This is a genomic window from Streptomyces sp. NBC_00986 (assembly GCF_045162565.1).
GTDB lineage: Bacteria > Actinomycetota > Actinomycetes > Streptomycetales > Streptomycetaceae > Streptomyces.
Genome location: NZ_CP108733.1, coordinates 6,668,045 through 6,691,992, shown reverse-complemented (window position 1 = coordinate 6,691,992; position 23,948 = coordinate 6,668,045). Strand labels below are relative to the sequence as shown.

Annotated in this window: 22 protein-coding genes; 9 read left to right on the top strand and 13 right to left on the bottom strand. The window is 71.9% G+C overall.

What is annotated here, in order from left to right; translation table 11 throughout:
* Nucleotides 1–107: 107 nt before the first annotated feature.
* Entirely contained in the window at nt 108–491 is a 384-nt protein-coding gene (locus OG504_RS29990) for a cold-shock protein (RefSeq protein ID WP_019057239.1), read from the bottom strand.
* Nucleotides 492–642: 151 nt separating this feature from the next.
* Between OG504_RS29990 and OG504_RS29985 the strand changes: the two genes are divergently transcribed.
* Nucleotides 643–891 carry a hypothetical protein gene (locus tag OG504_RS29985; protein ID WP_327403192.1) on the top strand — a complete coding sequence of 83 codons (249 nt, stop codon included), beginning with the start codon at nt 643–645 and terminating at the stop codon, nt 889–891.
* On the opposite strand, the gene OG504_RS29980 is transcribed toward OG504_RS29985, so the two are convergent.
* Both OG504_RS29980 and OG504_RS29975 read right to left on the bottom strand, forming a co-directional pair.
* Nucleotides 870–1,526 carry an HAD family hydrolase gene (locus OG504_RS29980; RefSeq protein WP_405992582.1) on the bottom strand — a complete coding sequence of 219 codons (657 nt, stop codon included), beginning with the start codon at nt 1,524–1,526 and terminating at the stop codon, nt 870–872. The two genes, OG504_RS29985 and OG504_RS29980, sit on opposite strands and share 22 nt — an antisense overlap.
* Before the next feature lie 61 nt (nt 1,527–1,587).
* A complete protein-coding gene (locus tag OG504_RS29975; RefSeq protein ID WP_405992581.1) occupies nt 1,588–2,583 on the bottom strand; it encodes a hypothetical protein in 996 nt (331 codons plus the stop codon).
* 419 nt (nt 2,584–3,002) lie between these two features.
* Between OG504_RS29975 and OG504_RS29970 the strand changes: the two genes are divergently transcribed.
* Nucleotides 3,003–5,879 (top strand): helicase-associated domain-containing protein, encoded by a 2,877-nt coding sequence (locus OG504_RS29970; protein ID WP_405992580.1) that lies wholly within the window; start codon nt 3,003–3,005, stop codon nt 5,877–5,879.
* A gap of 74 nt (nt 5,880–5,953) precedes the next feature.
* On the opposite strand, the gene OG504_RS29965 is transcribed toward OG504_RS29970, so the two are convergent.
* Nucleotides 5,954–6,436, bottom strand: coding sequence for an NUDIX hydrolase (locus OG504_RS29965; RefSeq protein WP_405992579.1), 483 nt, complete (start codon nt 6,434–6,436; stop codon nt 5,954–5,956).
* 137 nt (nt 6,437–6,573) lie between these two features.
* On the opposite strand from OG504_RS29965, the gene OG504_RS29960 reads away from it, so the two are divergent.
* The gene (locus OG504_RS29960) at nt 6,574–8,217 is read left to right on the top strand and encodes a DNA repair helicase XPB (RefSeq protein ID WP_405992578.1); all 1,644 of its coding nucleotides are present in this window, start codon (nt 6,574–6,576) and stop codon (nt 8,215–8,217) included.
* Nucleotides 8,218–8,256: 39 nt separating this feature from the next.
* Here the strand turns inward: OG504_RS29960 and OG504_RS29955 are convergent, their stop codons facing one another.
* The gene (locus tag OG504_RS29955; RefSeq protein WP_318017052.1) at nt 8,257–8,439 is read right to left on the bottom strand and encodes a hypothetical protein; all 183 of its coding nucleotides are present in this window, start codon (nt 8,437–8,439) and stop codon (nt 8,257–8,259) included.
* 253 nt (nt 8,440–8,692) lie between these two features.
* Here OG504_RS29955 and OG504_RS29950 point away from each other — a divergent pair, with 253 nt between their 5' ends.
* Nucleotides 8,693–10,777, top strand: a complete 2,085-nt coding sequence (locus OG504_RS29950) for a HelD family protein (RefSeq protein ID WP_405996462.1) — start codon at nt 8,693–8,695, stop codon at nt 10,775–10,777.
* A 14-nt stretch (nt 10,778–10,791) separates the two neighbouring features.
* Here OG504_RS29950 and OG504_RS29945 read toward each other — a convergent pair whose 3' ends face one another.
* Together OG504_RS29945 and OG504_RS29940 are read right to left on the bottom strand one after the other, a co-directional pair.
* Nucleotides 10,792–11,484, bottom strand: coding sequence for a copper homeostasis protein CutC (locus OG504_RS29945; RefSeq protein ID WP_405992577.1), 693 nt, complete (start codon nt 11,482–11,484; stop codon nt 10,792–10,794).
* Between the two features lie 123 nt (nt 11,485–11,607).
* On the bottom strand, nt 11,608–12,288 hold the full coding sequence (locus tag OG504_RS29940) for a maleylpyruvate isomerase family mycothiol-dependent enzyme (RefSeq protein WP_405992576.1): 681 nt from the start codon (nt 12,286–12,288) through the stop codon (nt 11,608–11,610).
* A 44-nt stretch (nt 12,289–12,332) separates the two neighbouring features.
* On the opposite strand from OG504_RS29940, the gene OG504_RS29935 reads away from it, so the two are divergent.
* Nucleotides 12,333–13,019, top strand: a complete 687-nt coding sequence (locus OG504_RS29935) for a hypothetical protein (protein WP_405992575.1) — start codon at nt 12,333–12,335, stop codon at nt 13,017–13,019.
* Here the strand turns inward: OG504_RS29935 and OG504_RS29930 are convergent.
* Nucleotides 12,919–14,760: a prolyl oligopeptidase family serine peptidase gene (locus OG504_RS29930; protein WP_405992574.1), complete on the bottom strand. Its 1,842-nt coding sequence runs from the start codon at nt 14,758–14,760 to the stop codon at nt 12,919–12,921. The genes OG504_RS29935 and OG504_RS29930 overlap by 101 nt on opposite strands.
* Before the next feature lie 52 nt (nt 14,761–14,812).
* On the opposite strand from OG504_RS29930, the gene OG504_RS29925 reads away from it, so the two are divergent.
* On the top strand, nt 14,813–15,484 hold the full coding sequence (locus OG504_RS29925) for a hypothetical protein (RefSeq protein ID WP_405992573.1): 672 nt from the start codon (nt 14,813–14,815) through the stop codon (nt 15,482–15,484).
* Here OG504_RS29925 and OG504_RS29920 read toward each other — a convergent pair.
* The 3 genes from OG504_RS29920 to OG504_RS29910 all read right to left on the bottom strand — a co-directional run bounded on the left by OG504_RS29920 (nt 15,479) and on the right by OG504_RS29910 (nt 19,588).
* Nucleotides 15,479–16,846, bottom strand: a complete 1,368-nt coding sequence (locus OG504_RS29920; protein ID WP_405992572.1) for an MATE family efflux transporter — start codon at nt 16,844–16,846, stop codon at nt 15,479–15,481. The genes OG504_RS29925 and OG504_RS29920 overlap by 6 nt on opposite strands.
* Nucleotides 16,843–17,907, bottom strand: a complete 1,065-nt coding sequence (locus OG504_RS29915) for a SagB/ThcOx family dehydrogenase (RefSeq protein ID WP_405992571.1) — start codon at nt 17,905–17,907, stop codon at nt 16,843–16,845. Before OG504_RS29915 ends, OG504_RS29920 begins: the two co-directional genes overlap by 4 nt.
* 541 nt (nt 17,908–18,448) lie before the next feature.
* Nucleotides 18,449–19,588, bottom strand: a complete 1,140-nt coding sequence (locus tag OG504_RS29910; protein WP_405992570.1) for a SagB/ThcOx family dehydrogenase — start codon at nt 19,586–19,588, stop codon at nt 18,449–18,451.
* Between the two features lie 537 nt (nt 19,589–20,125).
* On the opposite strand from OG504_RS29910, the gene OG504_RS29905 reads away from it, so the two are divergent.
* Nucleotides 20,126–21,175 carry a GNAT family N-acetyltransferase gene (locus OG504_RS29905; RefSeq protein WP_405996461.1) on the top strand — a complete coding sequence of 350 codons (1,050 nt, stop codon included), beginning with the start codon at nt 20,126–20,128 and terminating at the stop codon, nt 21,173–21,175.
* A 5-nt stretch (nt 21,176–21,180) separates the two neighbouring features.
* Here the strand turns inward: OG504_RS29905 and OG504_RS29900 are convergent, their stop codons facing one another.
* Together OG504_RS29900 and OG504_RS29895 are read right to left on the bottom strand one after the other, a co-directional pair.
* Nucleotides 21,181–21,447, bottom strand: a complete 267-nt coding sequence (locus OG504_RS29900; protein ID WP_318017061.1) for a DUF4031 domain-containing protein — start codon at nt 21,445–21,447, stop codon at nt 21,181–21,183.
* Nucleotides 21,444–21,851 (bottom strand): hypothetical protein, encoded by a 408-nt coding sequence (locus OG504_RS29895; protein WP_405992569.1) that lies wholly within the window; start codon nt 21,849–21,851, stop codon nt 21,444–21,446. The genes OG504_RS29900 and OG504_RS29895 overlap by 4 nt, the downstream gene beginning before the upstream one ends.
* 55 nt (nt 21,852–21,906) lie before the next feature.
* Between OG504_RS29895 and OG504_RS29890 the strand changes: the two genes are divergently transcribed.
* Both OG504_RS29890 and murQ read left to right on the top strand, forming a co-directional pair.
* Nucleotides 21,907–22,818: a MurR/RpiR family transcriptional regulator gene (locus OG504_RS29890; protein ID WP_405992568.1), complete on the top strand. Its 912-nt coding sequence runs from the start codon at nt 21,907–21,909 to the stop codon at nt 22,816–22,818.
* Nucleotides 22,819–23,005: 187 nt separating this feature from the next.
* Nucleotides 23,006–23,941 (top strand): N-acetylmuramic acid 6-phosphate etherase, encoded by a 936-nt coding sequence (gene murQ, locus OG504_RS29885; protein ID WP_405992567.1) that lies wholly within the window; start codon nt 23,006–23,008, stop codon nt 23,939–23,941.
* Nucleotides 23,942–23,948 lie beyond the last annotated feature (7 nt).

Below are 23,948 nucleotides of genomic sequence, written 5' to 3'. Positions count from 1 at the left end.
CCCTGAACCGGGGTGCCAAGAAGCGGGCCGAGAGGCTGGTTCGCCCCTCGGCCCGGACTCGCTCGAATTTCCCCGGATCCTCGAACTCCGCCGGATCTCCCGGATATCTACACGTCCAACTGGTCGGCGACCGCGCGCAGCAGGCCCGCGATCTTCGCGCCCGCGGGCTTGTCGGGATAGCGGCCGCGTTCCAGCATGGGCGTGATGTTCTCGAGGAGGGTCGTCAAGTCCTGGACGATGGAGGCCAGTTCGTCCGGCTTCTTGCGCTGGGCCGCCGCGACCGACGGGGTCGGGTCGAGCAGGGTCACCGAGAGGGCCTGGTCGCCGCGCTGACCGGCGACGACCCCGAACTCCACGCGCTGTCCGGGCTTCAGGGCATCAACTCCGGCGGGCAGAACCGAGGAATGGACGAAGACGTCACCGCCGTCGTCACGGGAGAGAAAGCCGAAGCCCTTCTCGCTGTTGAACCACTTGACCTTGCCGGTAGGCACGTCTGTCCTCGTCCTCGTACTCGTCGGAAAACTGCTTCGGATAGCAGACCGGCGGGTCGTCGGGACCCGCCGGTACCAAGGCTAATGGTCTTCAGGCCGGTGACAAGACGTCGCCCGCTTGTTCCTTCGCGCTGGGAACTACCCTGGTCCGGTGCGTGACAAAACCCAAACGAATTCCGCCGCGGCCGGTGACCGACTGATCCGTGCCGGTGCCATCGTCTTTTTCATCGGCGCGGTGGCCACACTCGTCACCGTGGTACCGCTGCTGCTCCACACGACGCCTTTTCCGACGTACATGTACCTCTTGAGCATGCTCATGGGCGTCGGATTCCTGCTGGCCGCCGGAGGCGTGCTCCAGTCGGTCGCCGCGGGCCGCCGTCAGGCGCGCGCCGAAAGGTAGTCCGAAAGCCATCGCGGGAACTCGGTGAGATCGCCGAGGACCACGTCCGCCCCGGCGGCGCGCAGTTCGTCCGCGTCGCACGGTCCGGTCGCCACCGCGACCGACAGGGCCTCGGCGGTACGGGCGCCGCGCACGTCGCCGACATGGTCGCCGACGTAGACGCTCGCGCCCTCCTCGCGCAGTGCCTCCGCCTTCTGCTCGGCCCACAGGTTGCCGATCACGGCGTCGGCGTCGATACCGAGGTGTGCCAGGTGCAGCTTCGCGTTGGGTTCGTACTTCGCGGTGACGACGATCGCCCGACCGCCGGCCGCCCGTACGGCCGCGATCGCCTCGGGGGCGCCGGGCATCGCGAGGGTCGCGGTGATGGCGAACGACGGGTACATCTCGCGGTACAGGTCTGCCACGGCGGGCACCTCGTCCGCCGGGAACCAGTTGATCAACTCGTCCCCGAGCGGCGGCCCGAGCCGGCTGATGGCCAGATCGGCGTCGATGTACGTCCCCGTCCGCTCCGCCAGCGCCAGCATGGCGGCGTGGATCCCGGGCCGGGAGTCGATGAGGGTCATGTCGAGATCGAAGCCGACGGTCAGGGCGGGCGGGGTGGCGGGCTGGTCACTGCTCCGAGCGTACGAGGTCATATGGGCCATTGTGCCCAGTCGCTACGACAATCCCACCGGGCCCACTGAACGCCCGGCCGCCCTACCGCTGCCGCTGCGACCGCCAGACCAGATACAGCGCCGACGCCACCGCCGCGCCCCGCACCACCCACGGCCAGGTGTCCGCGATCGCGTCGCTCATGTGACCCTGCGCGATGGGGGTGCCCCAGCGGCCCTCGTTCCTGCCCCACAGCCAGACGATCCCGGCCGCGACGGCCGCCGTCGGCAGACCGATCACCGCCGCCTTCGTCTCGGCGTCGGACAGCCGCCGGGACGCGTACGCGATGAGCCAACCCAGCAGCAGGGCGAACCAGTTGCCGAGTACGGCGCCCACGACGAGCAGCGCGGCGGCGATCAGGAGGAGGGGGTTGGACCAGCGTCCGGCCGGGAGGCGCGGGACCATGCGGCGCCGGCGGGCCGGGGTTTCCGCCGCCTGCTCGATCACCGGTACGGCCACCGGCTCCGGCGCCTTCGGCGTCTCCTTCGGGGGTTCCTTCGGCGGCGGTGGCTTGAGGAGCTCGGGGATCTCGACCCCGCCCGTGAACCCGGGCACGCTGTCGCCGAGCGCGAACCCGTTGCCGTTCTCCACCCGCCACCAGTCCGGCTGCATGACGCTCGCGCCGAGGTCGGACGCGCTCGCGAGGTGCGGCGAGGAGGCGGAGTTGTCGGGCTCGGGGGCGGGGGCGGGTGCGGACTTGGTGAGACGGGTACGCGGCAGCGGTACGACCCGGCGCAGGCCCTTCGGCCGTAGATCGTCCTCGTGGTCCCGTTGTACGGGGACGGAGGCGGTCGGCATCTGAGGAACACCGGCGCCGGTGCCGGCCGCGGCGACGATCTCGTCCGGGGTGCCGAGGCCCTTGAGGATGCGCTGGACGGCGGCCGGTGTGTCGACGGTGGAACCGGCCCGCCGCCGGTCGATCTCATTGCGCAGCTCGGACACGAGCCGCATGCGCGTGACCGAGGGCAGCTGCCGTTGCTGCGCCACGTCGCCGACGCGGCTCAGATACTCGTAGACGACCTGGTCGCTCTCGATACCCACGAAGTCCCCTCCGGGGCGGGTGCGTTGGATACCCCGCCGGAACGACCGTAGCGCAGGTCGGGCGTCATGTCGGCCCGCGCATCGGGGGTGCGGGGTGGGGCGGGCGCGGTATGCGGGCGGGTTGCTCGCGGGCGGGGCGGGAGGTGATCGCCGTGCGGGCATGGGGCTCCGGCCGGGGAGAGAGTGACTGCTGTAGACGAGGGGGTCCTTCCCGGCAACCGGAGAGGGAGCGGTCGGCGCAGGCGCGCGGGTCGTGCTCGGCGGCCCGGTAGGCCGCGATCGCCGCGCGCGCGGCGTGTCGTCGCCCCGGAGCCCGAGTGGTCGCTGCCCGCGCACGGGGTGGATGCGGGGTGTCGTCAGGCGATCACTGTCGGGCGGGCGGCGTCGGCCCGGCGCCCGTACCCGCTACCGTGGGTCGGATGAGCACCCCGGCCACGCCGCCCCGTTCGCTCGCGGAGGCACTCCGAACCAGGGACGACGCCTCCCTTGCCGCGCTGCTGCGCAGCCGACCCGACCTCATCACGCCCGTGCCCACCGACCTCACCCAGCTCGCGACCCGGGCCGGTACGCGCGGGTCGGTCGTGCGGGCGCTGGAGCGGCTGGACCGTTTCACGCTGCAGACGGCGGAGGCACTGGCCGTGGCGGCGGACCCGGCGTCGTACGACGAGTTGGCCGGGCTGATGGCGGGTGACGCGCGCGATGCCGCCGTCCTGCACGCGCTGCCGCGCGCCCTCGCGACCCTGCGCGAGCAGGCGCTGGTGTGGGGCGCGGACGACCGGCTGCGGCTGGTGCGGACGGCGCGTGAGCTGCTGGCGCCTTCGCCGCAGCATCCGTCGCCGACCGGCCTCGGTCCTACGGTCGCGGAGGCCACGGCGGGGATGTCGCCGGGGCGGATCCAGGAGATCGTGACGACCGCCGGGCTGTCCTCCACCCATGACTCCGTTTCTGCGGTGGCCTCGCTCACCAAGCTGTTCACTGGTCGGCGGCGGATGAAGGCGCTGCTCGGCCGCGCACCCGAGGAGTCCCTGGAGGTGCTGAACCGGTTGGTCTGGGGGCCGCCCTACGGGCAGGTGACCGCCGAACCTGCGGCCCGGTTGCGCTGGCTCATCGACCGGGGGCTGCTGCTGCCCACCGCGCCCGGCACGGTCGTACTCCCCCGCGAAGTGGCCCTGCATCTGCGGGCCGGGCGCGCGCACCGCGAGACGGAACCGGTGGCGCCGCCGGTCGAGGCGAAGGCGACGCACCGTCCACAGGTTGTGGACACTACGGCTGCCGGGCAGGCGTACACCGCGCTCGCGACGGTCGAGGAGCTGCTGAAGGACTGGGACGAGGGCGGGCCGACGGTGATGCGGGCGGGGGGTCTCAGCGTCCGCGATCTGAAGCGGACGGCGGTCGCGCTGGACGTCGCGGAGCCCGTTGCCGCGTTCTGGGTCGAACTCGCTTATGGGGCAGGGCTGTTGGCCTCCGACGGTGACGCCGACGAACGCTACGCGGCGACCCCGGCCCACGACGAGTGGCTGGAGCTGCCCGCCGCGCAGCGCTGGGCGCGGCTCGCGGAGGCGTGGCTCACGGCGACCCGGACGTCGGGGCTGGTGGGCGGGCGGGACGCGAAGGAGCGGACGTTGTCCGCGCTGGGGCCGGGGCTGGACCGGTCGGCGGCTCCGGAGGTACGGCACCGGGTCCTGGGTCTGCTCGCCGGGTTGCCGGAGGGCGCCTCGCCGTCTGCCGAGTCCGTGTTGGCCCGGTTGCGGTGGGAGCGGCCGGTCCGGGGGGCCGGGGGTGCGCAGAGAAGCGCAGAGGGCGCTCCGGCGGGTGCTCCGGGGAGTGCTCAGGAGGATGACGATCTGCGCAGTCGCCTTGCTCGGTGGACCTTGAGCGAGGCGGAGATGTTGGGGGTGACGGGGCGGGGTGCCTTGTCGGCGCAGGGGCGGGCGTTGTTGGGGCCGCGGGGTGCGGTGGCGGGTGGCAGTGGTGGCGGTAGTGGTAGTGGCAGAGGTGCGGAGGGCGAGGACGGCGGGGCTACGGCGGGCAGGGGCGGCGGGGGCGGCGGGGGTGCAGCGCGCAGGGACGGTGGCCGGGGCGGCAGGCTTGCGGCGGCCGGCTCCTCCGGTGTCTCCAGCCCCTCCGGCTCTTCCGGCCCCTCCGGCCCCTCCGGCCCCTCCGGCCCCTCCGGCTCTTCCGGCTCTTCCGGCTCTTCCGGCCCCTCCGGCCTCTCCACCCCCTCCGGCTCTTCCGGCCCCTCCGGCCCCTCCGGCCCTTCCGGCCCCTCCGGCCCCTCCGGCCCCGGCGACAAGCTCCCCGTCCATCATCACCACCCCCGCCCGCCTACTCCCCCCGAACCCCTCTCCCCCGCCGAGCAGGCCGCCGCAAGTGCCGCCGCCGCTCGGCTACTTGCCCCGCTTCTGCCCGAGCCGTTGGACCACGTCCTCCTCCAGGCGGACCTGACGGCGGTGGCGCCGGGCCCGTTGGAGCGGCCGTTGGCGGACATGCTGGACGTGCTCGCGGACGTGGAGTCGAAGGGCGGGGCGACGGTCTACCGCTTCACGCCGGGGTCGGTGCGCCGCGCGCTGGACGCGGGGCGGTCCGCCTCCGACCTGCACGACTTCCTCACCGCGCACTCCCGTACGCCGGTCCCGCAGCCCCTCGCCTACCTGATCGACGACGTGGCCCGCAGGCACGGGCATCTGCGGATCGGCGCGGCCTCGGCGTACGTGCGCTGCGACGACGACGCGGTGCTCAGCGAGATCCTGGCCGACAAACGGTCCGTCGGCCTGCGTCTGCGCCGCCTCGCGCCGACCGTGCTGGCGGCACAGGCCGACCCGGCGGCGCTCCTCGACGGGCTGCGCGCGATGGGCTTCGCGCCGGCCGCCGAGTCCGCCGACGGCGACGTCGTCATCACCCGGGCCCACGCCCGCCGCACCCCGCCCCGCACGGCCCCCGAACCGGTACCGGACGGCCCGCCGACCCCGGACGCCACCCTCCTGTCGGCGGCGATCCGCGCGATCAGGGCGGGCGACCGCGCCTCCACGACGCCCCTCAAGACGACCCCTTCGCCCACCGGCGAACTCCCCCGCACCAGCTCCGCCGAGACCCTCGCCACCATGCAGGCCGCCGTCCTCACCGGCGACACCCTCTGGATCGGCTACGTCAACGCCGAGGGCGCCGCGAGCCAGCGCGTCATCGCCCCGATCCGCGTGGAGGGCGGCTTCGTCACGGCGTACGACCACACGGCGGACGAGGTACGGACGTATCCATTGCACCGGGTGACGGGGGTCGCGGAGCTGGCGGAGGGGTAGGTGGTTGAAAAAGTGTGACACTTCTCAGCGAAGTGTCACACTTTCGCGGTGAGGGTGCCCCGGACCGGCTCGCTTCAGCTCAGGTAGCGGGCCAGCGCCTCGACGGAGTCCGCCACGAACGTCGGACGCCGGGCCATCTCCCGCAGCTCGTCCTCCGTGACCCACGCGTGCCAGGCGATCTCGTCCGGGTCGGGGGTGATGTCCTCATCGACCACTGCTTCATGAAGGCCGAGCCAGTACGGGCTGATCTCGCCCCGGCACAGGTACTTGAAGGCGAAGTGGACCGGCACCCGCACCCCGAGTTCCTCGGTGAGTTCGCGGGCCGCCGCCTCCTCGTAGGACTCCCCGGCCTCCGCGGCGCCGCCGACCATGAAGTTGTACTGCCCCGGGAACCGGGACATGTCCGCCGCCCGCCGATGCACCAGGATCCGGCCATCCCCGTCCCGGCAGACGATCGTCGCGACGCGGTGCAGCCAGTGGTGCGTGATGGCCTCACCCCGGTCCACGACCCCGAGCACCCGGTCCTGTTCGTCGACCCGGTCCACCAGTTCTCCCATTGCCCCACACCCTCCGCTCGCCCAGGGCCACAGCCTCGCAGAGCGCCACCGTGATCATCGGCCGGTAGTGCACACTGGACGTTTGGCCGTCCCGAGTCCTCCAGGCCCGGCCGAGGCCCGCAGAAAGGCAGTCGCGCGTGAATGGCCCCCTCATCGTCCAGTCCGACAAGACCCTTCTCCTCGAGGTCGATCACGAGCGAGCCGACGACTGCCGGCGCGCCATCGCTCCGTTCGCCGAACTGGAGCGGGCGCCCGAGCACATCCACACGTACCGGGTGACACCGCTGGGGCTGTGGAACGCGCGGGCCGCCGGGCACGACGCCGAGCAGGTCGTGGACGCGCTCGTCGAGTACAGCCGGTATCCCGTGCCGCACGCGCTACTCGTGGACATCGCCGAGACCATGGACCGCTACGGCCGGCTGACGCTGAGCAAGCACCCCGCGCACGGGCTCGTCCTCACCACCACCGACCGGCCTGTGCTGGAGGAGATCCTGCGGTCGAAGCGGGTCGCCCCGCTCGTCGGCAACCGGCTCGACCCCGACACCGTGGCCGTGCACCCCTCCGAGCGCGGGCAGATCAAGCAGGTCCTGCTGAAGCTGGGCTGGCCGGCCGAGGACCTCGCCGGGTACGTCGACGGCGAGGCGCACCCGATCGAGCTGGACGAGGACGGGTGGGCGCTGCGCCCGTACCAGAAGCAGGCCGTGGAGAACTTCTGGCACGGCGGGAGCGGTGTGGTCGTGCTGCCCTGTGGGGCGGGGAAGACCCTCGTCGGCGCGGGCGCCATGGCGGAGGCCAAGTCGACCACGCTCATCCTCGTCACCAACACCGTCTCCGCCCGGCAGTGGAAGCACGAGCTGATCAAGCGGACCTCGCTGACCGAGGAGGAGATCGGCGAGTACAGCGGGACGCGGAAGGAGATCCGGCCCGTCACCATCGCCACCTATCAGGTGCTGACGACGCGGCGGAAGGGTGTCTACCCGCACCTGGAGCTCTTCGACTCCCGGGACTGGGGGCTCATCCTCTACGACGAGGTGCATCTACTGCCCGCGCCCGTCTTCAAGTTCACGGCGGATCTGCAGGCACGGCGGCGACTGGGCCTGACCGCGACCCTCGTGCGGGAGGACGGCCGCGAGTCGGACGTGTTCTCCCTCATCGGGCCGAAGCGGTTCGACGCGCCCTGGAAGGAGATCGAGGCGCAGGGGTACATCGCGCCCGCCGACTGTGTCGAGGTGCGCGTCAATCTCACGGAGTCCGAGCGGCTCGCGTACGCCACCGCCGAGGCCGAGGAGAAGTACCGCTTCTGTGCGACCACCGCGACGAAGCGCAAGGTCACCGAGGCGATCGTGCGGCGGTTCGCGGGTCAGCAGATCCTCGTCATCGGACAGTACATCGACCAACTCGACGAGCTGGGCGAGCACTTGAACGCGCCCGTGATCAAGGGTGAGACCTCCAACGCGCAGCGCGAGAAGCTCTTCGGGGCCTTCCGCGAGGGGGAGATCAGCGTCCTCGTCGTGTCCAAGGTCGCGAACTTCTCCATCGACCTGCCGGAGGCGACCGTCGCCATCCAGGTGTCGGGGACGTTCGGCTCCCGCCAAGAAGAAGCTCAGCGTCTGGGCCGCGTGCTGCGGCCGAAGGCCGACGGGCACCAGGCCCACTTCTACTCCGTCGTCGCGCGCGACACGATCGACCAGGACTTCGCCGCCCACCGCCAGCGCTTCCTCGCGGAACAGGGGTACGCCTACCGGATCATGGACGCGGACGAGATCCTCGCGGAGAACTGAGCATCACGGCGAGGCGGATCAAGCGGGCGGAGCGGGCGGTCACTTACGGCGAACGCCCGCTTCCTCGCCGTACTCACCGAGGACGACCACGCTGAACGCGGCGCCCGCGAACACTTTTATCGCGCGCAGGGCATTGCCGAGGCGATGGGGGTGGCTGCCGCCGGCGACCGGTGTGGCACCGGACGGGCGGACGGGGACCGGGGTGATGGTTGCTGCGCTCATGTCTCCATGGTGCGTCTCGGGACATAAGGTCGGCATCGGTCCAGAGAGCCAACCTCCGAGCCGCCCTTCTACGCCTCCGGGCGGACCCGTTCCCCTCCTGGGTGGAGGGGGTGTCCCCTAGGGGATGAAAAACAATTGGCCCTCGCCGGGCCCGCCTCATTAGAATCCCCGCTCTTGCCCGCCTCCCCGCAGGGAGTGCCACCGCCCGGACGGAAACCGGTCGGTACCCACCGAGCACACACCCAGCAGCCGCATCAGCAGGCCCTCCGGAGGCACCCCCTTGTCCACGCCCACCGACGATCCGCTCGCCCGCGAACGCTCGCACCTGGCCTCCTCCCGTTCCGCGCTGCGCGCCATGCGCGAGGACGTCGAGTCGCTCGACATCAAGGACGTCACCGCGAACTGGGTCAACGCCGCGATCCTCGCCCGCCAGATGGACGACCGCATCAAGGCGCTGGCCGACCTGAGCGACACCCCGCTGTTCTTCGGCCGCCTCAACTACCTGCACTCACCCGGCGCCGAGCAGGCCGAGGGCGCGGAGGGCGAACAGTTCTACATCGGGCGCCGGCATGTGCACGACGCCGAGGGCGACCCGATGGTCATCGACTGGCGTGCGCCGGTCTCGCAGCCGTTCTACCGGGCGTCCAAGAAGGACCCGTTGGACGTCTCGCTGCGCCGCCGCTTCGGTTACACGGGCGGCGACCTCACGGCGTACGAGGACGAGCACCTCATGGACCCGGCCGAGACGGCCGCCACCAGCAAGCTGCTCCAGCAGGAGATCGAGCGCCCGCGCGTGGGCCCGATGCGCGACATCGTGGCGACCATCCAGCCCGAGCAGGACGAGATCGTACGGTCCGGTCTCGGCGGCACGGTCTGTGTGCAGGGAGGACCGGGGACGGGAAAGACGGCCGTCGGCCTGCACCGGGTCGCCTACCTGCTCTACGCCCACCGCGAGCGGCTCGCCCGTACCGGCACCCTCGTCATCGGGCCGAACAAGTCCTTCCTGCACTACATCGAGCAAGTCCTGCCCGCGCTGGGCGAGTTGGCGGTCCGCCAGGGCACGGTCGACGACCTGGTCGCCCACGTCGAGGTGCGCGGCACGGACGAGGCACCGGCCGCCGTCATCAAGGGCGACGCCCGCATGGCCGAGGTGCTGCGGAAGGCCATCTACTCGCACGTGACGCTGCCCACCGAGCCGGTGATGGTGGTGCGCGGCTCGCGCCGCTGGCGGGTCCCGGCGTACGAACTCGAGGCCATCGTGCGGGAGTTGCTCGACCGCGGCATCCGCTACGGCGCCGCCCGCGAGGCCCTTCCGCAGCGGATCGCGCATGCCGTGCTGGTGCAGATGGAGCGGTCCGGGGAGGCACCGGACGACCGGGTGCAGGACGCGGTGGCCCGCAACGCCGCGGTGAAGGCGGCCGTCAAGGCGGTGTGGCCGCCGGTCGAGCCCGCGAAGCTCGTGCTGCGGCTGCTCAGCGACGCGGACTTCCTCGCCGCGCACGCAGAGGGAATCCTCGACGAGGACGAGCAGAAGACGATCCTCTGGGCACTGTCTGGATCTGGAAAACGGGCGGTCCGGAGCGTGAAGGCCGCCAAGTGGTCAGCCGCGGACGCCGTGTTGATCGACGAGGCGACCGACCTCGTGCAGCGGACGCACTCGCTCGGGCATGTCGTGCTCGACGAGGCGCAGGACCTCTCCCCGATGCAGTACCGGGCGGTCGGCCGCCGCTGCACCACCGGTTCCGCGACCGTCCTCGGCGACCTGGCGCAGGGCACCACGCCCTGGGCGACGCGGAGTTGGGACGAGGCGCTGGCCCACCTCGGCAAATCGGACGGCGTGATCGAGGAGTTGACGGCCGGTTTCCGCGTGCCGACGGACGTCATCACGTACGCCTCCCGGCTTCTCCCCCATATCGCTCCTGGCCTGACCCCGGTCGCCTCGGTCCGTGAGAACCCGGGCTTCTTCGACCTCCGGGAGACGACCGCCACGGCCGAAGTGATCGCCGCCTGCGAGGAGTTGCTGCGCAACGAGGGGTCGACGGGTCTGATCGCCGCCGACGCCAGGATCCCGGCGCTGGCGGAGGCCCTCACCGCGGCGGGCATCGGCTACATCGACCCGGGTGAGGAGACGACCGTAGAGACCCGTCTGACGCTCGTCCCGGCGTCGCTCGCGAAGGGTCTGGAGTACGACTACGTGGTGCTCGACGAGCCGCAGGCCGTGGTCGACGGCGAACCGGACGAACGCACCGGCCTGCGGCGCCTGTACGTGTCGCTGACCCGAGCGGTGTCGGGCCTGATCGTCACGCACGCGGCCCCGCTGCCGACCCAACTTACCTGACCGGCAAGGGCGGTTCAGGCTCGGTCGAGGACCGCCCGCCACTCGCCCACGGCCGCCGCCGACACCGGCCGCTCCCAGCCCTCCGGACGGGCGGCCCCGCCGATGTGGAAGGCGTCGACTCCGGCGGCGAGCAGGGTCGGTACGTGGTCGAGGCGCAGGCCGCCGCCGACCAGGACGCGCTGCTCGTAGCCGGGTTCCCCGCGCAGGGCCGCCTCGCGGAGCAGCGTGGGGAGGCCGTCGTCGACGCCGTCCGCGGAACCGGCGGTGAGGTAGGCGTCCAGGCCCGGCAGGTCCGCGAGCTGTTTGCGCAGGGCGTCGCGGTCGGCGGCGCGGTCGATCGCGCGGTGGAACGTCCAGGCGCAGCCGTCCAGTTCGGCGACGACCCGCTCCACCGCGTCCAGGTCGACGCGGCCGTCCGGGTCGAGGAACCCGAGCACGAACTGGTCGGCACCGGCGGTCCGCAGCTCCCCCGCGACCCGGACCAGCCGGTCCACGTCACCCGCGGCGAACCCGTCCGCGAGGCGCAGCATCACGCGCAGGTCGATGTCGACGGCGGCGCGGATCGCGGCGAAGGTCTCCACCGGCGGGGTGAGTCCGTCGGCTGCGATGTCGGTGACCAGTTCGAGGCGGTCCGCGCCTCCGGCCTGGGCGGCGATCGCGTCCTCGGCGCCGAGGGCGATCACCTCCAGGACTGCACGCGTGCTCATAGGACCCCTTCCGTCGTGTTCCCTGGAGCGGCTACAGGTCTAGTCCAATATCCAGGGTACGCGGGAGGTCAGGGGGCCGCGAGATCGCCCCCGTCGGCGAGGTGTCGGCACACCGTCGCACCGTCACCCGTAGATGTTCAGCTCCGCCGGTTCCGCACCGGCCAGCTCGTAGCCCGTGCCGGCCGGCACCGGGCGGCCCGAGTACAGCCGTACGAGCGTGGGCGCGTCGCCGATGTAGCGCGCCGGGGTCAGCTCGCCCGACAGGTCGCCCAGGCGCAGCGGATCGTCGAGGTCGTCGAGGTCCGCGTGCAGAGGCCGGTGGTTCTTCTGACGGGTCACGAGGCCGAGAAGGGTTAGAGCGGACCCCAGCCCCTGGCCCCCGTAGGCGCCGGGCACGCCGAGAACGTCCCGTACGTCACCGGCGTGCACCCATTCCCCGAGCGCGACGGCGTCCAGCGCACCACCCGCGCGGGCGATCGCCGCCCCGGCCTCGGTCATGCCCCGCTCCAGCTCGTCGACGACCCGCGCGGTCGTCCAGTCGGCCCGCTCCGCGATGTCCCGGTCGTTGGCCTCCGGCGAGAACACGCCCTCCTCGAAGCGCCGCTCCACCACCCGCGTCAGCGCGGCCGAACAGTGCGCGAGCACATCCCGCACGGTCCAGCCCGGGCACGCGAGGGTCGCCAGCGCGAAGTCCTCGTCGGGGCGGGAGCGGAGCAGCGGGATCAGGGCGTCGCGCTCGGTGGTGAGGAGGCGGCCGGGCAGTTCGGGGTCACGTACGTCGTGTGCTGTGTCGGCGTAAGTCATGCGTTCCACGCTAGGGGCGCGGCCGCGGGAGGAAAATAAGGGGCATGCCCGATCTCGACGCCCTCCGCGCCCGCTGGACCCGCGCTCTCGAAGGCGCCCGCACGCCCGCCCACGCACCCGACAGCGGTCCCGACGCCGGTCCGGACCCTTCGCCGTACGCCGAGAATCTCCTCGCCCGCTGGCAGGAGCCGCAGCGGCACTACCACACGCTCACGCACCTCACCTCGGTCCTCGACCACATCGACGTGCTGGAGAAGCACGCCGGCGACCCGGACGTCGTACGGCTCGCGGCCTGGTTCCACGACGCGGTCTACCTCCCGGACCGTTCCGAGAACGAGGAACGGTCCGCGCGGCTCGCCGAGCGGGCGCTGGCCGAGGCGGGCGTGCCGGAGGACCGGGTCGCGGAAGTCGCCCGCCTCGTCCGGCTCACCGTCACGCACGATCCCGCCGACGACGACCGCGACGGCCAGGTCCTGTGCGACGCCGACCTCGCGATCCTGGCCGCGCCGCCGTCGGCGTACGCCGCGTACACGGCGGCCGTCCGTGAGGAGTACCACTTCGTCCCCAACGACGCGTTCAGGGACGGTCGTTCGGCGATCCTGCGGCAACTGCTCTCCCTGCCACGGTTGTTCAGGACGCCGTACGGGGCCGCGGAATGGGAGGCCACGGCGCGTTACAACCTGGCGGCGGAGCTGGAGTTGCTGGCTTCGGCAGGTCCAGGTGGCGAGTGAGGAAGGCGGAGAGGGCTTGGCGGAGGGCGTCCTGACCGGCTGAACTGCGCACGGCGTGACCGTCGTTGGGGAGGACCAGCTCCTCCACCTCTCCGCCCGCCGCGCGTCGGGCCCGTACGAACGCCTCGATGCCGACCGCGTCAACGCGTGGATCATGCGCGCCGCGTACGACCAACGCCGGCCCGCGCATGTCCGCAACCCGATGCAACGGCGACCGATGCCTCAACTCCCCCTCCGACAACCGGCTCCAGCCGATCTGCTTGTCCCACAGGGCGCGCATCCGGCGCCAGTAGGGGCCGTCCGCCCAGTCGGAGGAGGCGAGGTCGACGAGCGGGTTCACGGCGACGGCACAGCGGAAGCGGGGGTCGGTGAGGGCGAGCAGGGAGGCGTAACCGCCGTAGGAACCGCCGTAGATGGCGATCCGGTCCGGATCGCACGTGCCCTGCCCGACCACGGCGTCGACGGCGTCGTAGAGATCCTGCTGCATCCGCGCGCCCCACTCGCCGTCTCCCAGATCACGGAAGGCACGCCCATAGCCGCTGGAGCCGCGGTAGTTGACGCGCAGGACCGCCACCCCGGCGGCGGCGAGCCAGGCCGCCTCGGGGTCGTGGCGCCAACGGTCGCGGGCCCACGGTCCGCCGTGGACACGGAGGACGAGGGGAGGCGGGGCCACGGTGTTCGGGGGCAGGGTGAGGTAGGCGGTGAGGGGGTGGCCGTCGGAGGCGGTGAGGGTGAGGTCGGTGGTGAACGGGCCTGCACCGTGCGGGTGTTGGGGTTCCGGTTCCTGGCGCAGCGCTACGGCCGTCCCCTTCTCTCGGTCGTAGACGTGGTGGCGTGGTGGGCGGGCCGGGTCGTGGGCGGCGAGGAGCCAGCGGGTGTCGGCGGTGTCGTGGCCCAGGAGTTCGAGGTCGCCGGGAATGCGGGCGGCGGCGCGGGCGAGGTCGCGGGCGTAGGCGGGGTCGGCGCAGGTGTGGTGGCGGCGGGCCGCGTGGTGGAGGGCGGCGCGGGGGGTGCCGTCCGGGGCGAGCCAGGCGGTGGTGATGTCGTACGGCGGCGGTGCGGCGAGGAGGGTGCGGGGGTGGCCTCCGGTGCCGGGGTGGACGGCGGCTGTCCGGACGGCGTCCGCCTGGTACGCGGTCAGCAGCAGTACCTCGCCGGTGGCCGGGTGGATGCCGAGGAGGCGGGTGTCCGGGGCGTCGTCGAGGGGGAGGTCGAGGAGCGGCCGCCAGTCGTGACCGTCCTCCGTGGTGAGGAGGCGCAGGGTGCCGTCGGGGAGGCCCACGAGGCTTGCGCGGCAGGTGAGTTGGGGGTCGAAGGCCCAGTCCCGGGTGCCGGGGGCGCAGTGTGCGAGTTGGCGGGCGGGGGCGGTCTGGTCCAGGGGGAGGTACCAGGGGTGGAGCGCGCGGTCGCCCCGGCGGCGGACGGCTGTGACCACGGCGTGCGGGTGGGTGGGCGAGGTCCATAGTCCGCGTACCTGGAGGGTGTTGGCGGGGGCGAGGGGTAGTAGGGCACGGTCTGCTAGGCGCAGTGCGTGCGGGGTGAAGCGCTCGCGGCCGGTCGTCTCCGTGATGAGCAGCAAGTGGGCGTTGTCCGGGGCCCATTGGAGGGCGTGGACGGCGCCGGGGGGTAGGGGGTGCAGCGTGCGTACGGTACCGGTGGCGGGCTCGATCACGGTGACGGTGCCGTCCGCGTCGACGTAGGCCACGGAGTGCCCGTCCGGGGAGAGGGAGGGGGTGATCATGCCCACCGCCTAAGAGCTCGGGGGGTGCTGTTTCGGGGCGGCTGCGGGTGCGTTGTGGCTGGTCGCGCCGTTCCCCGCGCCCCTGGAGGGGTTCCGTATCGGGGCGGCCGCGGGTGCGCTGTGGTTGCTCGCGCCGTTCCCCGCGCCCCTGGAGGGGTTGCGTACCGGGGCGGCCACCGGTGCGCTGTGGTTGCTCGCGCCGTTCCCCGCGCCCCTGGGGAGGTTCCGTATCGGGACGGCTGCCGGTGCGTCGTGGTTGCTCGCGCCGTTCCCCGCGCCCCTGGAGGGGTTCCGTATCGCGGCGGCCGCCGGTGCGTCGTGGTTGCTCGCGCCGTTCCCCGCGCCCCTGGAGGGGTTCCGTATCGCGGCGGCCACCGGTGCGTCGTGGTTGCTCGCGCCGTTCCCCGCGCCCCTGGAGGGGTTCCGTACCGGGGCGGCCACCGGTGCGCTGTGGTTGCTCGCGCCGTTCCCCGCGCCCCTGGGGAGGTTCCGTATCGGGACGGCTGCCGGTGCGTCGTGGTTGCTCGCGCCGTTCCCCGCGCCCCTGGAGGGGTTGCGCATCGGGGCGGCTGCGGGTGCGTTGCGGGTGCTCGCGTCGCCTTGGAACGCCGGGGCAGTTTCAGGGGCGCGGGGAACTGCGCGACCAGCCACGGACCAGCCGCAGTCGCCTCGAAACAGAACCCCCGAGCTCCTGGGCGAACACGACAACCCGGCGTACTCATGACCCCACCCGCATCATCCGCCGAACCGCCCACTCCGTGACCGCAGCCCGGACCGCCCAGTACCCCAACACCCCGCCGAACGCCCCCGTCAGCCCCCACCCCACCCGCACCGCCACCCAAGCCAAAGGGAGTTGGACCGCCCAGGACGCCACCGCGTTGGCGACCATGTCGGCCCGGGTGTTGCGCAGGGCGCGCAGCGCGGCCGTGTTGCTCACGGTCAGCGCGACGAGGGGGAGGCTCGCGGCGACCAGCAGGGTCGCGCCCACGGCGGCCGATACGACGGCCGGATCGGCGGTGAACAGGCCCAGCACCGGGCGTACGGCGACCGCCAACGCACCCGCCGCCAGAGCCAGGACGCCCGTGACGAGGACCCGGTTGGTCCGCCAGTGGCCCCGGACCGCACCCGGGCAACCCCCGCCCGCCGCCCGGGACATGAGGACACCCGCCGCCCCGGAGAACGCGTTGGACAGCATGAAGATCAGGAGGACGAGCTGGAACACCACACGGGACGCGGCCAGTTCGGTGAGCGACAGCAGTCCTATCGCCGCGAAGAAGGCGAAGGACGCGAGATAGTCCACCGCCATGGACACCATCGCCGGCCACGCCAACTCCCAGCTCTCCCGCGCCGATTGACGGTCCCAGGGAGTTCCGCGCCAGGTGCCCAGCCAGTCCCACAGGCCCGCTCGGCGCAGCAGGACGATCTGGAGCGCGCCCGCACAGAGGAGGGAGAGGGTGACCCCGAGGCCGTTCCCGGCGGCGCCCAGCGCGGGCAGCGGGCCGACGCCGTAGGTCAACGCCCAGCTCACCAACAGGTTCACGGGCATGGCGACGCAGTTGGTGAGGAGCGTGAGCCGGGTCCGTTTCGCCGCCTGGAGGGTGATCGTGCCGAGGGCGGAGAGGACCGCGAGCGGCAGGCCGGGCGCCCGGGCACGGAGATAGGCGGCGCCCGCCGCGACCGCCGCCGGATCGTGCACGGTGAGCGCGACCAGGGGGCGGGCCGCGAACACCAGGACCAGCGAAACCAGCACCGCCAGCACGCCGACCGGTCGTAGCGAGGCGTGCAACGCCCTTACCGCCGCGGTCCGTTCACCCGCCCCGAGATGCCGGGCACACAGCACCTGATAACCCGTCACCCCGGCCAGCAGCACCCCAAGTGCCAGTTCTACGACCACGATCGCCCCGGCGACCCCCGCCAGCGCCGTCGAGCTGTAGTGCCCGGTCAGCGCGAGGCTGATGAGGTCACCGGCCCGGGAGACGGAGGTCGCGAGGACGGCCGGCAGCGCCAACTCCAGTAGCGGGCGGGCCTGTTGGCGTAGCCGGCCACCCCGGGAGACGGGCGTCACCGTGTCCGGTGCGGCGCTCATTTCACGCGCGTCCGGGTGCCGTGCCGTGGATCGGGTCCCATGGTCAGCGTGTAGATCGTCGCCTGGCGGACGGGGTCCAGGCCCAGCAGGTCCTCGATCAGCCCGTCCCGTACCGCCGGGGTGACCAGCGTGCCCAGCCCGTGCGTGTCGGCGAGCAGCAGGAGCCGTTGGGCCAGGTGACCGGACTCGATGTACAGGTTCCGCAGGGCGCGTTCGTGCCGGTACCGGAACTGGTACTGCTCGAAGTCCGCGACCATCACCAGCGTGAACCCGGCGGTCAGCGGCCAGGGCGAGCCGTAGAACACCTGCCGCATGGCGCCCCGGAGGTCGCCGGGGCGGATCTCGGTCAACTCCGGTTCGGCGGGGGCCAGATCGAGGTGCCAGGCGCCGGGGTCGATGCCGTCGACGTTGTACGTCAGGACGTAGAAGTCGAAGGCCGTACCGAAGGACCGGAGCAGTTCCCAGGGGTCGTCCTCGCCGGTACGGCGCTGGTTGGCGGCGACTGTCGCGAGCCCGGTGCGGAGGATGTCGGAGAGGGCGCCGGCCGGGGTGGGCCGGGGCAGATAGCTGCGCACCGAGCGACGGGTCAGCAGGGCCGTGCCGAGGCTGCGGCCGGGGTCACCGGGCACCGGCTCGGGCAGCGGTACGCGGCGGCCCTCCGGGCGTATCCGGGGCGGGAGTCGATCTCCGCCACCGTATCCGGACAGCACCTCCCGGCGGGTGTCCACGGCGTCGGGGCCCGAGTCGGCGTACGGCAGATCGCGGGAGAGGAGGTGGTATTCGAGGGACGGGCGCCAGCGCCGCCGGTGCCAGAACTCGACCAGTTCCTCCGCGGGTTGGGGCGCGGCCCCGGCCCCGGCCAGCCAGGCTGCGAGGGCGCCGGAGCCGTCCGGCGGTGCGCCCGCGGCGATCGTACGGGCCAGGGTGCGCCGGTCGACGTACCCACGGCGACGGCCGGCCAGGTCCTGGACGTGCACACCGTCCCGCGGACTGAGCCCGCCGCCGATGCGCAGCAGGGGTGGGAGGGCGGAAGGGGCGGAGGGAGCCGACGGATCGGGCATGGGGCTGCTCCTTTCAGGTCCTTGCGGGAGGGGGCGGGGGGAAACTGGGCTACGGGAAAGGGGAGTTCGTGGAGGGCCACCTCCGACCGCGCCGCAGGGAAGCCGACGGACGGCCGATCAGGTCCTTGCCGCAGGGCCGGGGGACAACTGGACTGCACGGAAGGGAAGTTCACGGAAGGCCACCTCCGACCGCGCCGCAGGGAAGCCGACGGACGGCCGACTCAGACCGCGCGGCACGGAGCCAGCCGGAGGCCGACTCGACTGTGCGACGCGGGAGCCAGCCGGAGGCCGACTCGACTGTGCGACGCGGGAGACAGCCGGGGGGCCAACTCCAGCCGCACGGAGCGAAAGCCGGCGGACGGCCGACTCCCACTGCGCGACACGAGATCCATCCGGTGGCCAACTCGGCCGCGCAGCAAGAGAGACAGCGGACGCCCAACCCCGACTGCGCGGCACGGAACCAGCAGACGTCCAACTCCGACCACACGACACGGAAGCCGGCCGGAGGCAACTCGGTCGCGTGGCAAGGGAGTCGAGGGCGTCAGCCGAGGGCCACCGTCGCGATCAGCCCCTCCGCCAGCCCGTCCACGCCGATCATCCGCTCGACGCCGGACTCCAGGTCGCCGTAGGCGGGGAAGGCCGGGATGCCGAAGCCCTCGGCGAGTTGGGTCACGGTGGAGGCGATGTGGCCGGCGTCCATGTGGATGCTGCGGTAGGTGCGGGGCTCGCGGTAGCGCCACATGTTGCGGCGGAACACGGAGGTGAGGACGAGCAGGCAGCGCACGTCGAAGGCGGGGCGGGTGGTGCTGGCCCGGAAGACGCGGCGGAACTCCTCGGAGTCCGGGTCCGGCGCGGGGACGGGGAGTTTCACCAGCGCGTGCAGTCCGCCGTGAACGTGGTACCAGCCCGGTTCGACGCCGTCGACGTCGAGGACGGCGAGATAGCCCTCGGTGGGATGGCGGCGGCCGCCGGAGGGGCTGGTGCGGGTGAGGTAGTCGGCGGAGCCGGGCGCGCGGCTGCGGGTCGTCTCCACGATGCCGAGCGCGAGGGCGGCGATCGTGAGGAGTTCGGGCCGGTCGAGGTGCCGGGTGCGGCCCGCGTCCGTGCCGACGGGCATCGACGCGAGATCCGGGGAGAGTTCGGGCAGCGGTATCCGTTCCGCCGACGCCGGCTCCTTGAAACGGTCGTCGTCGATTTCCTCGTCGCGATACCGGTGAATTCGCTCCCGGTCGACCGCGATTCCCTTGCTGTAATCGACGCCGGGGAAATCATGCGCGGCGAGATGGTATTCGGCCGCCATACGCCAGCCTTTCGCCTCCCACCTCCGGAACACCTCCTGACCCCATTTGTAGCGCGGGGAATCGAGGTATTCGTCGCCGACGATCAGGCCGACCTTCTCCATCGAGGCGACGACGGCCTCGGCCCGCTCGGGCGGCACACCGAGTTCGGCGGCGGCCTCCTTCGCCAGCAGCTGCCGTTCCCGCGCCCGGCCCGCGAGGACGAGCACGGCCGCCTCCTGGGCGCCCAGCTTGAAGGATCGCCTGGTCAGCAGGTCGTCGGCGATCCACTGGCCGACCGCGCCCGGTCGGGGCGTCAGCCGGACGAACTCGCTCGCCTGGACGGACTCAGTCGCTTGTACGGACTCAGTCGCTTGTACGGACTCACTCGCTTGCACAGACACGGTCACCCCTGGACTGGGGCTCCGGCGCCCGGGGAAGCGAATTCCCCGGGCGCCGGAGCGGGCACAGAATTAGTCGACGTTCGGGCCCTGCAGCAGCATGGGCTCGTAGGACTCGACCTCTTCGATCTCGACCGTGATGTCCTGGGCCGCGACGGTGTTCTCCATGGGGAACCTCCTGGATTTCGGTGATGTGCATTTCCGCCCCCGGTTGCCCGGCGACAACGAAATGATCACCCGGAAATGAGGATTTCGGCAAGCATCCCCTTTCTCCATCCCTGGAATAACGGAGAGGAAAGCAAAGGGGATTCCATTCCTACCTGTCGGTTACATTTCAGAAGCCATTGAGGACGCCCACGGATCACCCACTATGCGCGGTTTGTCGGTACCGCCCGGCAGACCAACCCCAAGCCAGGGCGACTGAATGATCAAATCACCGTCATGTGCCATTGGTGAATGCTTTAATCAATGCGGGGTCCCGGCCGTGGCCCTATGCTCCCCGGCATGGGGACCACGGGCGGAAACGCAGGCGCACACCAGCTGGAAGAGGCCGTCGCGAGCTGCCTCGCACTGCTGAGGACGGCGACGGACCGGGACTGGGAGAAGACCAAGGCGGGCCGGCTGGAGTGGAGTTGCCGGTACACCGCCGAGCACATCGCCGGTGATCTCATCTCGTACGCGGGCCAGTTGGCCGGGCGCGCCCAGCACACGTACGTCCCCTTCGACATCACCTTCGACGACGGCACCGACAACTCCGGTGTCCTGGACGTGATCCGGACGACCGGCGCCCTGCTCGCCGCCGCGATCCGCACCACACCCCACGAGGTGCGCGCCTTCAACCCGTACCCGTTCCGCAGCGCGAACCGCGAGGGCTTCGCCGCGATGGGCACCGCCGAGGTGCTGCTGCACACGCACGACATCGCCGAGGGACTGGGCCTGACCTACCAACCCGACCCGGAACTCAGCGAGTTCGTCCTCGGCCGGATCTTCCCGCACGTCCGCCCCGCCGCCGACCTCTGGCGCACCCTGCTGTGGGCGACCGGCCGCGCCGACCTCCCCGGCCGCGCCCCCGTCACCGACTGGCGGTGGAACAACAACCTCGTCCACACCACCGACCGCCTCACCCTCCAGGGCATCACCCCCGCGGCCGCCGGTGACCTGGTCGCGGGTGGCGACGGCGGGTTCGAGTGGATCGAGGGCGGCCCGTACGAGGGCACCCGCGAGGCCGCGACCTTCCTGCTCAAGGCCTACGTATCCGGCGTCCACCGCCCGGAGTTCGGCGTGTTCGTCCTCGTCCGCCACGAGGACGGCCGCGCGGTCGGCGGCCTGGGCTTCCACGGCGTCCCCGACGAGGAGGGCCGCGCGGAGATCGGCTACGACCTGGCGGAGGGCGCCCGCGGCCAGGGCTACGCGACGGAGGCGCTCCGCGCGCTCTCGGCGTGGGCGCTGGCCCGCGACGACGTACGCACGGTCTTCGCGACGGTCGAACGCGACAACCTCGCGTCACAGGCCGTCGTCACCCGGGCGGGGTTCAGGAAGGTGAGCGAGGAGGACGAGGAGTTCGCCTACGAACTCGGGCGCAAGGAGTAACTCCCTTACCGCTCCCGCCCCTTGGGTCTCCGCAACCCCGCCGCCGTCAGCAGCCGCACCACCTCCCGGCTCCTGACCTCCACCGCCCCGGCGGCCACCGCGTCGGCGTAACGGTGCGACGGGATGTCGTAGTGATCGCGCTCGAAGGCCCGGCGCGGTACGCCCAACTCCTCGGCGAACAGGTGGAGTTCGTCGTACGAGACGTCACTGACGAGGTGGGACCAGAGGCGTCCGTGCCCCGGCCAGGTCGGTGGGTCGATGTACACGGTCACAGGGAGCCCAGGTTTCCCACGGCCGCGACCTTCACGCCCGCCTGGTGGCAGACCCAGTGCGGGTCGGGTCCCAGTTCCGGTTCGACCTCCAGGGCGTGCGGGTCGCCGGACGCGCAGACCGGGCAGAGCGGCCAGCGTCCGTACGCCTCCAGCAGCGCGTCCTGCACGTCCTGCGCGACCAGCCCGGCGACGTACTCGACCCCCTCCGGCCACTGCTCCACCCACCATCGCCGCTCCACGACGGACTCCTCCACCATGGACACCACGTCCGCCGCGACGACCTCGCGCGCGGCCAGATCGGCCAGCACGAGGGCGCGGGCGGCGTGCAGCGCCTGCTCCAGGGGGCTTATGGGGGCAGGCGCGTCAACGGGGTCGTCGTCGGGGGTGCTGTCGGATGATGCCATGCACCCATTGTGCGCACTCTTGACCGGACCACCGCCGCGAAAATATCTTTCAAAGGTGACCCAGGACGTGAAGGAAATTTTCGGAAGCGCCTCCGGGAGTACGCCACCCGCCGCACTGGCCGCCAAGGTGCGCACCCTCGCCCCCTCCATGACCCGCTCCATGCAGCGCGTCGCCGAGGCCGTCGCCGCCGACCCGGCCGGTTGCGCGGCCCTCACGGTCACCGGCCTCGCCGAACTCACCGGCACCAGCGAGGCCACGGTCGTCCGCACCGCCCGCATCCTCGGCTACCCCGGCTACCGCGATCTGCGCCTCGCCCTCGCCGGGCTCGCGGCCCAGCAGCAGTCCGGGCGCGCGCCCGCCCTCACCACCGACATCGCCGTCGACGACCCGATCGCCGATGTCGTCGCGAAACTCGCCTACGACGAGCAGCAGACCCTCGCGGACACCGCCGCCGGACTCGACACCGTCCAGCTCGGCGCCGCCGTCACCGCGCTCGCCTCCGCCCGCCGTACCGACATCTACGGCGTCGGGGCGTCCGGCCTCGTCGCCCAGGACCTCACCCAGAAGCTGCTCCGCATAGGCCTCATAGCCCACGCCCACAGCGATCCGCACCTCGCCGTCACGAACGCCGTGCAGCTGAAGGCGGGAGACGTGGCGATAGCGATCACCCACTCCGGCTCCACCGGCGACGTCATCGAGCCGTTGCGGGTGGCCTTCGAGCACGGGGCTACGACCGTTGCGATCACCGGGCGGCCGGACGGGGCGGTCACGCAGTACGCCGATCACATACTCACGACGTCCACGGCTCGGGAGAGCGAGCTTCGGCCGGCGGCCATGTCGTCCCGGACGAGTCAGTTGCTGGTGGTGGACTGTCTGTTCATCGGGGTTGCGCAACGGACGTATGAGCAGGCTGCGCCCGCGTTGTCGGCGTCTTATGAGGCGCTGGCGCATCGACATAGGCGATAGAGGTGCGTTGTTCGCTGCGGGTGCGTTGTGGCTGGTCGCGCAGTTCCCCGCACCCCTAGGGGATTGACACCAGCGGCACTTTCAAGTGCGCGACGAGAACACCGACCGTTTTCAGGGGCGCGGGGAACTGCGCGACCAGCCCCCACCGGCCGGCAGACAAGAACGAACGGAAAGAGCCGCTTCTCACATGACCTCAACGTCCAACCCCCGTGATCTCCGCGCCGAGTTGGAGACACTCACCACCGAAGCCTTCCGCCCGGAACTCGCCGGTATCGACCAACTCCCCACCCTCGACATCGCCCGCCTGATGAACACCGAGGACGCCACGGTCGCCGCCGCCGTAGCCCACCGCCTCCCCGAGATCTCCGCGGCGATCGACGCCGTAGCGGAACGCATGAGCAGAGGCGGAAGGCTCATCTACATGGGCGCGGGAACCGCCGGACGCCTTGGCGTACTGGACGCGTCCGAGTGCCCACCGACCTTCAACACCGACCCGACCCAGGTAGTCGGCCTGATCGCCGGCGGCCCGGACGCCCTCGTCACGTCCATCGAAGGCGCCGAGGACTCAAGGGAGTTGGCGCAGGCAGACCTCGACGCGCTCGCGCTCACCCCCGACGACACGGTGGTCGGCATCTCCGCCTCGGGACGCACCCCGTACGCGATCGCAGCCGTAGAACACGCGCGGAGCGACGGCGCGTTGACCATCGGCCTCTCCTGCAACGAGCACAGCGCGCTCGCCGCGGCGGCCGAACACGGCATCGAGGTCGTCGTGGGCCCGGAACTCCTCACCGGATCAACGAGGTTGAAGGCGGGCACGGCCCAGAAGCTCGTCCTGAACATGCTGTCGACGATCACGATGATCCGGCTGGGCAAGACGTACGGGAACCTGATGGTCGACGTACGGGCATCGAACGAGAAGCTGCGCGCCCGCTCCCGGCGGATCGTCGCACTCGCGACCGGCGCGGACGACGAGGAGATCGAACGGGCCCTCGCCGCCGCCGACGGCGAGGTGAAGAACGCGATCCTCGTGGTCCTCGCCGGGGTCGACGGCCCGACGGCCGCCCGCCTTCTGGAGGAGTCCGGGGGCCGACTGCGCGCGGCACTGACCGCGGCGGCCGACTGACCAGCAC

Coding starts and splice junctions, on each gene's coding strand:
- OG504_RS29980 (WP_405992582.1), bottom strand. CDS start 1,526: ATGACCTCGTACGCTCGGAGCAGTGACCAGCCCGCCACCCCGCCCGCC.
- OG504_RS29970 (WP_405992580.1), top strand. CDS start 3,003: ATGAGCACCCCGGCCACGCCGCCCCGTTCGCTCGCGGAGGCACTCCGA.
- OG504_RS29965 (WP_405992579.1), bottom strand. CDS start 6,436: ATGGGAGAACTGGTGGACCGGGTCGACGAACAGGACCGGGTGCTCGGG.
- OG504_RS29955 (WP_318017052.1), bottom strand. CDS start 8,439: ATGAGCGCAGCAACCATCACCCCGGTCCCCGTCCGCCCGTCCGGTGCC.
- OG504_RS29945 (WP_405992577.1), bottom strand. CDS start 11,484: ATGAGCACGCGTGCAGTCCTGGAGGTGATCGCCCTCGGCGCCGAGGAC.
- OG504_RS29940 (WP_405992576.1), bottom strand. CDS start 12,288: ATGACTTACGCCGACACAGCACACGACGTACGTGACCCCGAACTGCCC.
- OG504_RS29935 (WP_405992575.1), top strand. CDS start 12,333: ATGCCCGATCTCGACGCCCTCCGCGCCCGCTGGACCCGCGCTCTCGAA.
- OG504_RS29930 (WP_405992574.1), bottom strand. CDS start 14,760: ATGATCACCCCCTCCCTCTCCCCGGACGGGCACTCCGTGGCCTACGTC.
- OG504_RS29920 (WP_405992572.1), bottom strand. CDS start 16,846: ATGAGCGCCGCACCGGACACGGTGACGCCCGTCTCCCGGGGTGGCCGG.
- OG504_RS29915 (WP_405992571.1), bottom strand. CDS start 17,907: ATGCCCGATCCGTCGGCTCCCTCCGCCCCTTCCGCCCTCCCACCCCTG.
- OG504_RS29895 (WP_405992569.1), bottom strand. CDS start 21,851: ATGGCATCATCCGACAGCACCCCCGACGACGACCCCGTTGACGCGCCT.
- murQ (WP_405992567.1), top strand. CDS start 23,006: ATGACCTCAACGTCCAACCCCCGTGATCTCCGCGCCGAGTTGGAGACA.